Here is a 14214-nt window from a genome sequence, read left to right as displayed (position 1 = left end):
GGCACATACAGCGACCGAAGATTCTGGAAGTGAAGTAGACATGGCCAAGCGAATCGACGTAAGCGGTCTGACCGCCTACTACGGCTCCCACAAGGCGATCGAAGACATCTCGATGACGGTCGAGCCCCGCTCGGTGACGGCCTTCATCGGTCCCTCGGGCTGCGGCAAGTCGACGTTCCTGCGCACCCTGAACCGTATGCACGAGGTCACGCCGGGTGGCCGCGTCGAGGGCAAGGTGATGCTGGACGACGAGGACCTGTACGGCGCGGGCATAGACCCGGTGTCGGTCCGCCGTGAGATCGGCATGGTCTTCCAGCGCCCGAACCCGTTCCCCACGATGTCGATCTTCGACAACGTCGCGGCGGGCCTCCGTCTGAACGGCAACTACAAGAAGAGCGCGCTGCAGGACGTCGTCGAGAAGTCGCTGAGGGGCGCGAACCTCTGGAACGAGGTCAAGGACCGTCTGAACAAGCCGGGCTCGGGCCTCTCCGGCGGCCAGCAGCAGCGCCTCTGCATCGCAAGGGCGATCGCGGTGGAACCGAAGGTCCTCCTCATGGACGAGCCCTGCTCGGCCCTGGACCCCATCTCCACCCTGGCGATCGAGGACCTGATCGGCGAGCTGAAGGAACGCTTCACGATCGTCATCGTGACGCACAACATGCAGCAGGCGGCCCGCGTCTCCGACCGCACGGCGTTCTTCAACCTCGCCGCCGTGGGCCAGCCCGGCAAGCTGATCGAGATCGACGACACGGAGCGCATCTTCTCCAACCCGTCGGTCCAGGCCACGGAGGACTACATCTCGGGCCGCTTCGGCTGACCCCCAAACCCCTCGCGGTGCTGCATGGCGGTGCCACCGCGAGGCAGATAAAGGGCCCGCCCCCCGGCTCCCGGGGGGCGGGCCCGTGTCTGCACGGCGGCCTCCGGCGGTTGGGCCGGGAGCCCGGCGGCGACCTCCGACGGTTGGACCGGAGGCCCAGCGGCAGCCTCCGACGGTTGAACCGGAAGCCCAGCGGCAGCCTCCAGCGGTTGACCCGGAAGCCCGACGGCAGCCTGTGCGGGTTCGGTCCGGGTGCGCGTTGATGCCTGCGGCGCCTGTACGGATTCGGTGGGGGTGCGCCCAGCGCCCACGCCCGCCTCTCGGCGCCGGCCGCGACTTACAGCCCGTCCGGCGTTCGAGGACGAGCAAAGCCGTCCCAATCCCCCCACCCACCCGCAAGAGGCTGCACCCTCAACGCCGGTCCAGGCATTTCAGCCCGTCCGGCGTTTGAGGACGAGGCCCCTTCGGGGCCGACGGGGGTCCAGGGGGCGGAGCCCCCTGGCGGGGTGGAAGGGGCGGAGCCCCTTCAGGATGGGACGGGTAGGGGCGGCGGGGGCGACAAAACCTCCCGGCACCCGCGGACCGCCGTCACCCCCTACAGGAACGCCAGCTGCACGACCCCGAACGCGCACGCCGCGACCACCGCAGCCGCCGGCATCGTGATGAACCAGCCGAGCACGATGTTCTTGGCCACGCCCCACCGCACGGCATTCACCCGCTTGGTCGCCCCGACACCCATGATCGCCGAGGTGATCACATGCGTCGTGGAGATCGGCGCCTTGAAGAGAAACGCCGTGGTGAACATGATCGACGCACCGGTCGTCTCCGCAGCGAACCCCTGCGGCGGATCCAGCTCGATGATCTTCCGCCCGAGCGTCCGCATGATCCGCCAGCCACCCGCATACGTCCCCAACGACAGCATCACCGCACACACGATCTTGACCCACACCGGAATCGGATCGCCGTAATCCTCGACGTCGGCGATGACCAGCGCCATCACCACGATGCCCATCGTCTTCTGCGCGTCCTGAAGACCGTGCCCGAGCGCCATCCCGGCAGCCGACACGGTCTGCGCGATACGGAAGCCCCGCTTGGCCTTGTGCGGATTGGCCCGACGGAAGATCCACATGATCGCCGTCATCACCAGATAGCCCGCACACAGCCCGACGAGCGGCGACACGAACATCGGGATGACGACCTTCTCCAGCACCCCGTCCCAGTACACCGTCGTACCACCCGCGAGCGCCGCCCCCACCATGCCGCCGAACAGCGCATGCGAGGAGGACGAGGGCAGGCCGAAGTACCAGGTGACGAGGTTCCAGGTGATCGCACCCACCAGAGCGGCGAAGAGGATGCCCATCCCCTTCGAGCCCTCGGGTGTCTGAATCAGGCCCTCACTGACGGTCTTGGCGACGCCGGACCCGAGAAAGGCACCGCCGAGATTCATCACCGCGGCCATCGCCAGCGCGGCCCGCGGCGTCAGTGCCCGCGTCGACACGGACGTGGCGATCGCGTTCGCGGAGTCGTGGAAGCCGTTGGTGTACGTGAAGAAGAGCGCGACCGCGATGGTCACGACCAGAGCGAAGGTGTCCATGGACGGGCCTCAGGACTCCTTGACCGCGATGGTCTCCACGGTGTTCGCCACGTGCTCGAACGCGTCCGCCGCTTCCTCCAGCACATCGACGATCTGCTTGAGCTTGAGGACCTCGATGGCGTCGTACTTGCCGTTGAAGAGGTGGGCGAGGAGCTTGCGGTGTATCTGGTCGGCCTGGTTCTCGAGCCGGTTGACCTCGATCCAGTACTCGGTGAGGTTGTCCATCGTGCGCAGGTTCGGCATCGCCTCGGCCGTCAGCTCGGCCGCGCGCGCCAGCACCTCGATCTGCTGCTCGACGCCCTTGGGCAGTTCCTCGACGTTGTAGAGGACGACCAGGTCGACGGCCTCCTCCATGAAGTCCATGATGTCGTCGAGGGACGAGGCGAGGGAGTAGATGTCCTCGCGGTCGAACGGCGTGATGAACGAGGAGTTCAGCTGGTGGAAGATCGCGTGCGTGGCGTCGTCACCTGCGTGTTCCGCGGCCCGCATCCGTTCTGCGATCTCGGCCCGGCCGGCGGTGTCCGCCCCGAGCAGTTCCATCAGGAGTTTCGAGCCCGTGACGATGTTGTCCGCGGATGCGGCGAACATGTCGTAGAAGCTCGTCTCCCGGGGGGTCAGACGAAATCGCACGTGGGGTCCTCAGGATGCATCGGTTTCGGTCAGGCTGATGCTAGGCGCATCATCCGGCCACGGCTAATGGGCCGTCCTCCAGTGTCGCCCATCGGGCACAGTGGTCGGCACGGGGGCTGCCCGGTGGTCCAGTCCAACGGCCCTCCGCGGCATCGGCCACAGGCCCTATACCCAGCAAAGTTCGGTACGATATACCCAGTAGGGGTATGTGAAGCGGTTTACGTCTGGAGGACGCGATGACGACCACCGAGGCCGGCGCGGGTGCGCCCTCCGCCGCCGAAGAGGGTGTGGAACCGGCCGTCACGGACATCGTGACGGACCACGACCGGGGCGTCCACGGCTACCACAAGCAGAAGGACGAACACCTCAAGCGCCTGCGCCGCATCGAGGGCCAGATCCGGGGCCTGCAGCGCATGGTCGACGAGGACGTCTACTGCATCGACATACTCACGCAGGTCTCCGCCTCCACCAAGGCCCTGCAGTCCTTCGCCCTCCAGCTCCTGGAGGAACACCTCCGCCACTGCGTGGCCGACGCGGCCCTCAAGGGCGGCGCGGAGATCGACGCGAAGGTCGAGGAGGCGACGAAGGCGATCGGCCGCCTGCTGCGAACCTGACGGAGTCCCGGGAGGCCGGGACGGGCAGACCGACGGCAACCGGGAGACTCGGCGGGCCTGCCCGGGGGACCTGAGAGAGAAGACTCACTCCCGCTCGGCGTCCCGCTCCTCCGCCACTCTCAGCACCTCGTCGATGCTCTCCAGACTGAGCCGGTCCTCGCGGGCGGCCGAGGCCGCGATGATCAGCTCTCCGCACAGCTCGATCTCGGCGAGGGCGACGTGGTCCTGAACTGCCGTACCGCCGACCGGAGCCACGTGCATCACCTCTTCTCTGCCGTTACCGACTTCCTAGAGTAGGGAGCGGCCTACACACCGCGCATGGCACGGACGGGCTAGTTCTTGACGCCCGTCACGCACGCATACGCCGACCCTCACTCCTCGGCGATCTTGCCGGCGAAGATGTCGTCGTCGTCCGGCAGCCGTACGTCGACGGGGGCCCCGAAGTCGTACAGCAAGGTCGTCGAGGCCACGGCGACGGCATCGCTCTGCTGCCCGTTGACGAAGCTGAACCGATGCCGCACCTTCCGGATCCGGCCGGCGTCGTCGAGATACACATCGAACGGCACCTGCTCCGTGGCGAACCCTTTCGCCGCTGCCGCCAGGGCTTCCTTGTTCCCGCCGGACGCGTCCTGAGCGGCGGCCCCGAGGTCGGCCGTCCCCCGGTAATGCCGCACCGGCGCACCGGCGACCTCGTTCTTCCCCACATATGTCGCAGTCCGCGCGCCGCGCAGCACCTCGGCCGCGGCGAACGGATCGGTGGCGCCGCCGGTGACGAGGTTCCCGTCCGACAGCGACCGCGTATCGACACGCACCCATTTGTCGGCGGGCACACCGGCACCGCGGTTCTTCATGTACAGCGCCCCAGGGGCGAGCAGCTCCATGATCGGCCGATGCGCGGTGGCGCCGGCGGGGTCCTGCGGCAACAACACCCTCAGCCGCCCCACGCGCCTGCGGAAGTCGTACACGCCCTCGCCGCGGATGGTGACGCGGGTGCCGCCGGTGGCCATTTCCATGGACGTACGGGCCTTGGAGCTGCGCGCGGCGACGAGCGCGTCGGCAGCCCGCTGCACCACATCCACGGCATCGCCTCCCCGCGCATCCTCCACCGCGGCCCCGCGCTGCGCACACCCGCTGCCTGCCAGACAGATACACAAGAGCCCAGCCGCAACGCCCGCCCCATGCCTCCGCCTGTGCTGCTGCCGCTCCGTCATCGCCTGCCTACCCCCAGCCGGTACGTCCGTCACGGGCCCCCTGTCGTTCCGGTTAACGACGGGTAGGTGCCCCCGTCACGCCGCCCGGAGGCGTTGCGCTTACTTGCCCTGGGTAACGTTGTCAGCGTGGCGCAGCAGGACGGATCAGCGGGACCCCGAAAACACCACGGCCCCGACGAGCACCGCACGACGACGGTGGAGAAGGGGCCGTTCTGCACAGCCCGCTGCACCTGCGGCTGGCGGGGCCCGGCAAGACGCGCGCGGAGTCTGGCGCGGGCGGATGCGCAGGCGCACACGGGGAGTTGAGCTCGTCGTCGATCGGAGGCCGGACCGGGGTCAGTGCCAGTTGCTGATCCGGACGTCGTCCGGCGCCGGCTCGCCCTTGCCCGTTTCGACCAGCTTCTTGAGGCTCATCAGGAAGGTCGCCCACTTGGTGCTGCAGTGGTACATGAACTCCACCGGCTCCTTCCAGCCCTCATGCCGGAACAGCACGATCGTGAAGCCGTCCTCCTGCTTGAGCTCGAACCGAATCCGCGTACCGATCCACTCCTCGGGCCCGTCGACGACCTCCCACCGCACGCGCTCGGCCGGCTGCGCCTCCAGCACCTTCATGTCGAACCCGCCGGGCTCGAAGCGGAACCGGATCACCCCTCCGACGTTCGCGTCGCCGTCCGTGTCCCGCGTCCACCAGCTCGACAGTCCTTCGATCGTGGTCAGGGCCGCGTAGACGTCCTCGGGGGACGCCGTGGCTCCGATCCTGTGCAGGATGTCCACCATGGCAATGCCTCTCTCTCGTGTCTCGGTTCAGTCCTTCTGCCTGCGCTGAATCGCCTCGGCGATCCGCTTGATGCGCTGGAGCCGGGCGTCCCAGGCGGCCCCGACCGACGACAGCTGCGCCACGGCCCGGGCGAGCTGGGCCTCGTCGACCCGGTAGAGGCGCTCGCGTCCGGACGGCGTGACGTGGACCAGCCCGACCCGGCCGAGTACGCCGAGGTGCTTGGCGACCGCCTGCCGGGTCACCGGCAGCTGCTCGCTCAGCGTGGTCGCCGTCCCGCCCCCTCCGGCCAGCAGCAGGTCGAGCATCCGCCGCCGGATGGGGTCCCCCACCGCCGACCAGAGCTCGTCGTCGACGGTGACACTCATGGCGTCGACACCAGCCGGGCGATGTACGTGACGAGGCGGGGCAGGAAGTAGTCCCACCCGGTGACGTGCTCGCGGTACTGCTCCTCCAGCACGGCGGCCTCCCAGCCCTTCTCCCGGAACCCCGCCTCGGAGAAGCGCAGCAGCGTGCCCGCGCCCGAAGGGACCAGGTCGAAGGTGACGAGCAGCGAGTTGCCCACGGTGGCCGCCTCGCCCTCGTCGTACACCCACCGGAAGGAGAACCGACGGGGCGGATCGGCCTCGACCACGGTGACCGGCACGACCTTCACGTCCGACGCCGCCCCGTCTCCGAACGAGATGACCCCGGTGGCCCCCGGCACCGGCTTGAGCTCCGCTTCGTCCGGCCACCACTCCCGCAGGTGCTCCGGCTTGCTGACGACCTCGTAGACCACCTCGGGCGTGGCTTCGATGTAGATCTCCCGCTCGATGCTGCCGTACTCCATCCACATCACCCTTTCGCAACCTTTGGTTGCACATCACCTTAGACCGCCCCCTCAGCATGCGCAACCATTGGTTGCTAAACAGGCGACCCCCGGGGACAGAGCCGTCATGAGCGGCCACCCTTCAACGCCGGCCCGCGCCATCCAGCCCGTCCGGCGTTTGAGGACGAGGCCTTTTCGGGGCCGACGGGGGTCCAGGGGGCGGAGCCCCCTGGCGGGGTCGAAGGGGCGGAGCCCCTGGGGATGGGACGGGTAGGGGCGGCGGGGGCGAGAACCCTCCGCACCCGCACCCCACAGACCACCGCCACCATGGAACCCCGCCCGCCGCACCCCCGTCTCCCTCCACGAACCCAGGAGGCGACATGGAACGGCGTACCTTCATCGGCGGCGGCGCAGCAGCAGCCCTCACCGCCCTGGCAACAACCGCCTGCAAGGGCAGCACGGACACAGCCACGGGCACGGGCACAGGCACAGCAACCACTGCCACCCGCACCGAAATCACCGCCACCAGCAAGTCCGCCGCCGCCAACTGGACCGCCCTGGCAAGGGACCTCGACGGCCCCCTCATCCGCCCCGGCGACGCCGCCTGGAAGTCGGCCCACCAGCTCTACAACACCCGCTTCGACGCCCTGAAGCCCGCCGCAGTCGCCTACGTCGCCCACCCCGACGACATCCGCACCACCCTCGCCTACGCCCGAGCCCACAACCTCCACGTCGCCATCCGCAACGGCGGCCACTCCTACGGCGGCTGGTCCTCCGGCGACAACCGCCTGATCATCGACGTCTCCAAGCTCAACCGCATCCGGTCCTCGGGCAACACCGCGGTGATAGGCGCCGGCGCCAAACTCATAGACGTCTACCGAGCCCTGGCCGCCAAGGGCGTCACCATCCCCGCCGGCTCCTGCCCCACCGTCGGCGTCTCCGGCCTCACCCTCGGCGGCGGCCACGGCGTGACCTCCCGCGCCTACGGCCTGACCTGCGACAGCCTCACCCAGGCCACCCTGATCACCGCGGACGGCAAGCAGCTCACCGCCGACGCCACCACCAACAAGGACCTCTTCTGGGCCCTGCGCGGCGCCGGCAACGGCAATTTCGGCGTCGTGACGGAACTGCACTTCAAGACCCACCCCGCCCCTCAGGCCGTAACGGCGTACATGACCTGGCCCTGGTCGAAGGCCGCCGCGCTGATCAAGGCGTGGCAGGAGTGGGGCCCGGCCCAGCCCGACGAGATCTGGTCGTCCCTGCACCTGGCGAACCACGTCGGCGGCACCCCCACCATCTCCGTCGCCGCGTTCTCCCTGGGCACCTACCGCGAGCTCCAGAACGCGGTGGACCGCCTGGCCGACCGCCCCGGCGGCCCGGGCCCCGCGAGCAACGTCACTCTCAGGCGCCGCTCGTACGAGGAGTCGATGGAGCTCTACGCGGGCTGCTCCTCCTTCTCGACCGACGCCCAGTGCCACCTCCCCGGCTCCACCCCGGGCCGCTCCCCGCAGGGCGCGCTCGGCCGGGAGACGTACGCCGCGAAGTCGGACTTCTTCGACCGCTCGCTCTCCTCGGCAGGCATCCAGACCCTGATGAAGCAGGTCCAGTCGGTGCGCGGCGGCTCCGGCAGCATCGCCCTCACCGCCCTCGGCGGAGCCGTGAACCGCGTCTCCCCCACCGCGACGGCCTTCGTGCACCGCCGTTCCCGCATGCTGGCCCAGTACATCGGCTCCTGGCGCGCCGGCACGACGGGCTCCGCGGCCCAGGCGTGGCTGAAGTCGGCCCACGACGCGATGCGGCCGTACGCCTCGGGCGCCGCGTACCAGAACTACTCCGACCCTGGCCTGAGCGACTGGCGCAAGGCGTACTACGGGGATGCGGCGACGCGCCTGACGAGGCTGAAGAAGCAGTACGACCCGGAGAGGTTCTTCACGTACCCGCAGGCGCTGTAGCCGTCCGAAACCGCAGACGCCCGAAACCGCAGATCGCCGAGCCGCAGACCGCCGAAGCCGCAGACCGCCGAGACCGCCGACCGCCGTAGCCGTAGCCCTCCAGAGGGCTACGCGGCCAGGTCCCGCTCCTCAGCCCCCGCGGTCTCCTTCCGAGCCCCCGGAATCAACGCGTCCTGCCCACCCACCCGGGACCGTCCCCGCGACTTGATCAGCCACCCGCCTCTCGGCGACCGCTCGACGGCGGACATCACGGGCGTGAGCAGGGCCATGGCCAGCGGCGACAGCAGCAGCGCGACGGCGGTGCCGAGCGCGAACCCGCCGACCACGTCGGTCGGATAGTGCACGCCCATGTAGACCCGGCAGAACCCTTCGAGCAGGGCGAGCCCGATCCCGATCAGCCCGAACTTCCGGTTCGCGACGAACAACCCGACCCCCAGGGCCATGGCGATCGTCGCGTGATCACTCACGAACGAGAAGTCGGTCTTGCCGCTCACCAGGACTTCAAGCCCCTGGTGATCTCTGAAGGGCCGGGGCCGCTCGACGAACCCTCGTATCGGCACGTTCACCAGCACCGCGATCGCGGCGGCCAGCGGCGTCCACACGAGCGCGGCCACCGAGGAGGCGGCGTCCTCCGCGCCCCGCCGCCGCACGGACCACCAGCACCACACCACGAGCAGGATCATGGCGAGCAGCACGCCGTACTCACCCACGTACTCCATGACCCGGTCGAACCAGCGCGGGGCATCCTTGGCCAGGCCATTGATGTCGTAAAGCAGCTCGACGTCGGGGTTCGACCCGGATGCTGCGAGTCCAGCCATGATGCCGCGGCCCCTTCATCGTCTCTTCGGCGCGATCTTGCGTACGCCGCTCCGCCCACCCCCGTGGTTGTAGATCCCCGTGGTTGTAGATCCGGCTACGACACCAGGAACGCACGGCCCCCGTGAATACGTTCCACACTCCACTGAATGATCACTCAGACGTTACCGAAGAGAGACCCATCGCCGCAGCTCAGGGGGAGGGTTCACGCTCCGTCTACACCGTCGTGGGCAGCGCTTTCGCGCCATCTTCGGTGACCCGGGTGGCTCCGAAGTACTCCCCGGTGTCGATCGGGTCGAACCGGATCACAGCACCCGTTCTCGGTGCATCGATCATGTACCCGCCACCCACATAAATCCCGACATGGTGGATGGCCCGGGAGTTGCTGAGGTCCTTCGAGAAGAACACCAGATCGCCGGGCAGCAGCTCGTCCCTGGCCGGATGCGGCCCCGCGTTGTACTGGTCGTTCGCGACGCGCGGCAGCGTGATCCCGACACTCTCGTACGCGGCCTGCGTCAACCCCGAACAGTCGAACCGCCCACCGTCCTCGGCGGTCCCCTCCCCACCCCACAGGTAGGGCGTGCCCAGCTTCTTCTGGGCGTAGTAAATGGCCCCGGCTGCCTGCTTGCTGGGATCCACCCGGTTGACGGGCGCGGCGAAGCTCTCCTCCAGCGTCGTGATGGTCTTCACGTAGTTCTGGGTCTCCTTGTACGGCGGGACGCCCCCGTACTTGATGACCGCATAGGCACCGGCGTTGTAGGACGCGAGCATGTTCCTGGTGGGGTCGCCCGGCACGTCCTTCACATACGAGGCGAGTGTGCAGTCGTACTTCGCGGCTGAGGGAATCGCGTCGTTCGGGTCCCACACATCCCGGTCGCCGTCCCCGTCTCCGTCGATGCCGTGCGTGGCCCACGTCCCCGGGATGAACTGCGCTATCCCCTGGGCCGCCGCCGCGCTCTGCGCCCTCGGGTTGAACCCGCTCTCCTGGTACAGCTGGGCGGCGAGCAGCGCGGGGTTGATGGCCGGGCACAGGTTGCCCCACTTCTGCACGAGGTCCCGGTACGCGGCCGGCACGGCCCCCTTGGCCAGCGACTTGGCCGCTCCACCGAGCCCGCCCGCGAGGTTCCCGGCAACGAGGTAGACCCCGACGACGAGCAGCATCACGAAGCTGAGGCCCGCCGCGACAGCGGCACCCGCCACGATCCATGCCTTACGCACCGTCAACCGCCCCTCGCCCACCGGGAGTCCGCCCGCGCCAGTCTAGGAGCTTCCCCCCTGGGACTCGCCGCAACCGGCGCTCTCGCAGTACAGCGCCGCCGCCTCCGACCCGAACACCACGCTGTACGACACGTCGGCCGTGGTCCCGCCGCTCTCGTGCCCGCCCAGCACCCCGACGACCTGCCCGTCCCCGTTCACCCAAGGACTCCCGCTCGTGCCGCTGCTGAACCCGGGGCACGAGATGCGTTGTTGCGTACGGCTGTGAGGACGGGGCTTGTCGCTGCACCTGACCGGCGCTTCGCCGGAGTTGGGATACCCGGTGACGGTCACCGCGGTGGCCCCGGTGGCCATGCCGGCAACGAACCGATTCCCCCCGACGACATCCTCGATCCCCTCCCCTCCCCGGTCCCCCACCACCCCGAACGCCACGTCACTGTCCTCGTCCCGCCCCTCGACCCACCCGTCCGGCAGATACCACTTCCCGACCCTCCACATCCCGTACGGCGCCACGCCGTCCCGGTACCCGGGCACGAACACGAGCTCTTCCGTCCCTCCCGTCAGGCAGTGGGCGGCGGTGACGATGATGTTCCGGTGCCGGCTGTGGACGACGGAAGCGGTACAGAAGTGACTGCCGCGCAGACGGTCCCGACGATCGGCCGCGAACAGGGGCCCGACCCGCGCGCTCTGCGGCGTCGCCGCCGCGACGACGGTCACTCCGAAAGGCCCGGCACCGTCCGCGGCCGCGACGGAGGCCGACGGGAGGGCGAGGAGCAGCGCGACGGCGTAGGGGGACAGGCGCGAGGCGGGCTTCATCGGAGGCATCGGGGGCCACTGTGACCGACGAAGGTGAGAAAACCGTGTACGCGGCGCACAGGCAGGCGAGTTCGACCACTTTCGCCCAGTTAAGTTCCCGGCATCGCATTACCCGGCAGGTCATCGATCCCGGCGAAACCGCGTGCCACGATCGTGAGCGCAAGGACCCGACCGAACGAAACGAACGGAAGGACGTCATGCCCGCCTACGCCATCGCCCACCTCCGGGACGCCGCCCCGCACCCGGACATCGCCGAGTACATCGAGCGCATCCCCGCCACCTTCGAACCGCACGGCGGCCGCTTCCTCGTGCACGCCACGCCGCACGAGACGAAGGAGGGCAGGTGGCCCGGGCACGTCGTGGTGATCGGCTTCCCCGGCATCGCGGAGGCGAGGGCGTGGTGGGACTCGCCCGCCTACCAGGAGATCGCGCCCCTGCGCTCTCGGCACATCGAGGGCGACATCATCCTCGTCGAGGGCCTCCCGGAGGACTACGACCCGGCTGCCACCGCGAAGGCCCTGCGGGAGGCGCTGTCCGCCGATTGAGCCCGGGCCGGGGTCACCCGATGCCCACCTGCTCCAACGGCCAGCTCACCCCCGTCAGTTCCTCCGACACCGTCCACAACCGCCGCGCCACCCCCGCGTCACTGGCCGCCGCCGACCGCCCCACCAGCGTCGGCGCACCCCGCATCTCGCCCAACCCGTCCGGGCCGACGTAGCTCGCGCCGGGCAGATCCTGGGTCGCGGCGTACAGCGTCGGCAGGGCACCCGCGCTGTCGTCCTGGGCGAAGAACCTGTTGCCGATCTTCATGAGCCCGCGCATGACCGCACTGCCCGCATGGCTCTGCAGGTTGGTGGCGGCATAGCCGGGGTGGGCGGCCAGGGCGCGGACGCCGGAGCCGGAGGCCGTCAGGCGGCGCTGGAGTTCCAGGGTGAAGAGCAGGTTCGCCAGCTTGGACTGGGCGTAGGCGCGGTTCGGGTCGTAGCCGGACGTCCAGTTCAGGTCCTCGAAGCGGATCCGCGCGTTGCCCCAGCGGTGGGCGCCGGACGACACCGTCACCACCCGGTCGGTGACGTACGGCAGCAGCAGGTTCGTCAGGGCGAAGTGGCCCAGATGATTCGTGCCGAACTGCATCTCGAAGCCGTCCACCGTCCGCTGCCGCGGCAGCATCATCACGCCCGCGTTGTTGATCAGCAGGTCCAGGGGCCGCCCCTGCCAGGCGTCCGCGAACTCCCGTACGGACGACAGATCCGCCAGGTCCAGGCGCCGCACCTCGGTGCTGCCGTTGACCGTCGCCACTGCCGCCCGGCCCCGCTCCACGTCCCGCACGGCGAACACGACGTGCGCCCCCGCGCGGGCCAGCGCGTCCGCGGCCCTGAGGCCGATGCCGCTGTTGGCGCCGGTGACGACGGCCGTGCGGCCGGCGAGGTCGGGGAGGCGGGTCGCGTCCCATGTCTTGCTCTTCTGCTTCGTGTTGTCAGCCATGCAACCCGAATGTAGGCGACGCCAACAATGCTGTCAATGACAACAATGATGGCGGCGCCAACAAAGATGGCACCGCCAACATCAAGCTACGATGGTGCTCATGCCCGCGAGTCCTGAGAGCCGCCCCTACCACCACGGAGACCTGCGCGCCGCATTGCTGGCCGCCGCGGAACGCACCCTGCGTGAGAAGGGCGCCGCCTCCCTCTCGCTGCGCGAACTGGCCCGCGAGATCGGCGTCAGCCACGCCGCCCCCGGCCGGCACTTCAAGGACAAGCAGGCCCTGCTCAACGCCCTGGCCCTGGCCGGATACGAACGGCTCGCCCAGACACTGACCGCGGCCGAGGACCCGGCACTCCCCCTGGAGCCCCGCCTCACCGCCCTGGCCCGGGCCTACCTCACCTTCGCCATCGACAACGCCGAGCTCCTGGAGCTCATGTACGCCCGCAAGCACGACCCTGACGCCTCCGAGCAGATGGCAGCAGCCGTAGACCGTACGGTCGGAAGCCTCGAACGCGTCCTCGCCGACGCCCAGAAACGCGGCGAGATCATCGAGGGCGACCCCGAGGCCCTCAACCTCGTCACAGGCGCCGCCCTCCATGGGGTGGCCGGCTTCATCGCCGCGGGCTGGCTGACGCCGGAGGCGGCACTGGCGGGCGTGGAGGACCTGGTACATCACCTGCTGCACGGCCTCAGGCCGCGCTGACGGCGGTCGGGCTGCACGGAAACGGGCCGCGGCACCCAGCCACGACCCGTTCACGTTTTTCATCTGGATTTCATCCGGATCGCTTGGTGTACCGGACTACTCGTCCGTGATGGCTCGCTCGAACCATCGGCCCAGGGTGTCCAGATCAACTCAGGACGTGATGCGCTCGCGGTCGGCGTCCGAGACGTCGATGCCACGGCGGTCCAGCAACAGCAGGATGTCCGCGGCACGGCTCTCGGCACGACCCTCGGCACGACCCTGTTCACGGCCCTGTTCACGACCTTCGTCCCGGATTTCTTCCGAGAGCCAGGACTTGTAGAAGGAGAGGTCCACAGCCACCAGATTCCTTCAGAGTTCTGCGGCCCGGCGGTTGCCGCCGATGCCTTGTGCGGTGAATTCGATGATGGGGTCGGCGACGGCTTCGGGTACGTCCCGCAGAGCGGCGGACAGTGCCTTCAGTATCCCATCGACGACCGGTTCCTTCGCGTGGGTGATCGCGGACAACGTGGTCAGCGCCAGGTCGACGCGGGCCTCGTCCGGATCGGTGATCACGGGCATGTTGTGCGGGCCCGCCACGAGCGGACGGAGGGTGAGGGCGGGCCACTGGGCGGGCCCGATGGGCACGGGCCGGGCTGCCCACTCGGCCGTGGCCCGGTCCTGGCAGACGACCAGCAGCAGGGGTGGGATCTCGGGTGCGGCGGGGCCGACGCCGCACCCGTCGCCGTACCGCCGCATGACGCGGAAACCGGACGTGGCCTGCACCTCGTGCGGGCCTGCG

Annotated in this window: 17 protein-coding genes and 1 pseudogene; 6 read left to right on the top strand and 12 right to left on the bottom strand. The window is 69.3% G+C overall.

The features are described from left to right. Positions 1-40 precede the first annotated feature (40 nt). A complete protein-coding gene (gene pstB, locus ACIBU0_RS17125) occupies positions 41-817 on the top strand; it encodes a phosphate ABC transporter ATP-binding protein PstB (RefSeq protein ID WP_398818395.1) in 777 nt (258 codons plus the stop codon). Positions 818-1412: 595 nt separating this feature from the next. Here the strand turns inward: pstB and ACIBU0_RS17120 are convergent. Together ACIBU0_RS17120 and ACIBU0_RS17115 are read right to left on the bottom strand one after the other, a co-directional pair. Beyond that, positions 1413-2411, bottom strand: a complete 999-nt coding sequence (locus ACIBU0_RS17120) for an anion permease (RefSeq protein WP_398818392.1) — start codon at positions 2409-2411, stop codon at positions 1413-1415. A 9-nt stretch (positions 2412-2420) separates the two neighbouring features. Beyond that, on the bottom strand, positions 2421-3041 hold the full coding sequence (locus ACIBU0_RS17115) for a DUF47 domain-containing protein (protein WP_015659485.1): 621 nt from the start codon (positions 3039-3041) through the stop codon (positions 2421-2423). Between the two features lie 236 nt (positions 3042-3277). Here ACIBU0_RS17115 and ACIBU0_RS17110 point away from each other — a divergent pair, with 236 nt between their 5' ends. Next, the gene (locus tag ACIBU0_RS17110; protein ID WP_398818388.1) at positions 3278-3655 is read left to right on the top strand and encodes a metal-sensitive transcriptional regulator; all 378 of its coding nucleotides are present in this window, start codon (positions 3278-3280) and stop codon (positions 3653-3655) included. 84 nt (positions 3656-3739) lie between these two features. Here ACIBU0_RS17110 and ACIBU0_RS17105 read toward each other — a convergent pair whose 3' ends face one another. After that, entirely contained in the window at positions 3740-3916 is a 177-nt protein-coding gene (locus ACIBU0_RS17105) for a hypothetical protein (RefSeq protein WP_398818386.1), read from the bottom strand. A gap of 110 nt (positions 3917-4026) precedes the next feature. Continuing rightward, the gene (locus tag ACIBU0_RS17100) at positions 4027-4866 is read right to left on the bottom strand and encodes a hypothetical protein (RefSeq protein WP_398818384.1); all 840 of its coding nucleotides are present in this window, start codon (positions 4864-4866) and stop codon (positions 4027-4029) included. A gap of 126 nt (positions 4867-4992) precedes the next feature. Between ACIBU0_RS17100 and ACIBU0_RS17095 the strand changes: the two genes are divergently transcribed. Further along, on the top strand, positions 4993-5172 hold the full coding sequence (locus ACIBU0_RS17095; RefSeq protein ID WP_398818381.1) for a hypothetical protein: 180 nt from the start codon (positions 4993-4995) through the stop codon (positions 5170-5172). Positions 5173-5202: 30 nt separating this feature from the next. On the opposite strand, the gene ACIBU0_RS17090 is transcribed toward ACIBU0_RS17095, so the two are convergent. The 3 genes from ACIBU0_RS17090 to ACIBU0_RS17080 are packed head-to-tail and all read right to left on the bottom strand — an operon-like array spanning position 5203 to position 6470. Continuing rightward, positions 5203-5643 carry an SRPBCC domain-containing protein gene (locus tag ACIBU0_RS17090; RefSeq protein WP_398818378.1) on the bottom strand — a complete coding sequence of 147 codons (441 nt, stop codon included), beginning with the start codon at positions 5641-5643 and terminating at the stop codon, positions 5203-5205. Positions 5644-5670: 27 nt separating this feature from the next. Further along, positions 5671-6009, bottom strand: coding sequence for an ArsR/SmtB family transcription factor (locus tag ACIBU0_RS17085; protein WP_398818375.1), 339 nt, complete (start codon positions 6007-6009; stop codon positions 5671-5673). After that, positions 6006-6470, bottom strand: coding sequence for an SRPBCC domain-containing protein (locus ACIBU0_RS17080; RefSeq protein WP_398818372.1), 465 nt, complete (start codon positions 6468-6470; stop codon positions 6006-6008). The genes ACIBU0_RS17085 and ACIBU0_RS17080 overlap by 4 nt, the downstream gene beginning before the upstream one ends. 359 nt (positions 6471-6829) lie before the next feature. On the opposite strand from ACIBU0_RS17080, the gene ACIBU0_RS17075 reads away from it, so the two are divergent. Then, positions 6830-8401 (top strand): FAD-binding oxidoreductase, encoded by a 1572-nt coding sequence (locus tag ACIBU0_RS17075; RefSeq protein WP_398818369.1) that lies wholly within the window; start codon positions 6830-6832, stop codon positions 8399-8401. A gap of 107 nt (positions 8402-8508) precedes the next feature. Here ACIBU0_RS17075 and ACIBU0_RS17070 read toward each other — a convergent pair whose 3' ends face one another. From ACIBU0_RS17070 to ACIBU0_RS17060, 3 genes are all read right to left on the bottom strand, one after another. Further along, a complete protein-coding gene (locus tag ACIBU0_RS17070; protein ID WP_398818366.1) occupies positions 8509-9219 on the bottom strand; it encodes a phosphatase PAP2 family protein in 711 nt (236 codons plus the stop codon). A gap of 214 nt (positions 9220-9433) precedes the next feature. Further along, positions 9434-10441 carry an NlpC/P60 family protein gene (locus ACIBU0_RS17065; protein ID WP_398818363.1) on the bottom strand — a complete coding sequence of 336 codons (1008 nt, stop codon included), beginning with the start codon at positions 10439-10441 and terminating at the stop codon, positions 9434-9436. Positions 10442-10477: 36 nt separating this feature from the next. Beyond that, positions 10478-11248: a trypsin-like peptidase domain-containing protein gene (locus tag ACIBU0_RS17060; protein ID WP_398819614.1), complete on the bottom strand. Its 771-nt coding sequence runs from the start codon at positions 11246-11248 to the stop codon at positions 10478-10480. A 197-nt stretch (positions 11249-11445) separates the two neighbouring features. Between ACIBU0_RS17060 and ACIBU0_RS17055 the strand changes: the two genes are divergently transcribed. Further along, positions 11446-11793 (top strand): DUF1330 domain-containing protein, encoded by a 348-nt coding sequence (locus ACIBU0_RS17055; protein ID WP_398818361.1) that lies wholly within the window; start codon positions 11446-11448, stop codon positions 11791-11793. A 13-nt stretch (positions 11794-11806) separates the two neighbouring features. On the opposite strand, the gene ACIBU0_RS17050 is transcribed toward ACIBU0_RS17055, so the two are convergent. Beyond that, a complete protein-coding gene (locus tag ACIBU0_RS17050) occupies positions 11807-12733 on the bottom strand; it encodes an oxidoreductase (RefSeq protein ID WP_398818358.1) in 927 nt (308 codons plus the stop codon). A gap of 100 nt (positions 12734-12833) precedes the next feature. Here ACIBU0_RS17050 and ACIBU0_RS17045 point away from each other — a divergent pair, with 100 nt between their 5' ends. Next, a complete protein-coding gene (locus tag ACIBU0_RS17045; RefSeq protein WP_398818355.1) occupies positions 12834-13436 on the top strand; it encodes a TetR/AcrR family transcriptional regulator in 603 nt (200 codons plus the stop codon). Positions 13437-13589: 153 nt separating this feature from the next. Here the strand turns inward: ACIBU0_RS17045 and ACIBU0_RS17040 are convergent. Further along, positions 13590-14123 (bottom strand): annotated as a pseudogene (locus ACIBU0_RS17040) (hypothetical protein); the annotation flags it as partial. Between the last annotated feature and the right edge of the window lie 91 nt (positions 14124-14214).

The sequence above is a fragment of the Streptomyces sp. NPDC049627 genome (assembly GCF_044465645.1).
GTDB lineage: Bacteria > Actinomycetota > Actinomycetes > Streptomycetales > Streptomycetaceae > Streptomyces.
This window is presented reverse-complemented; position numbering and strand designations above follow the sequence as displayed.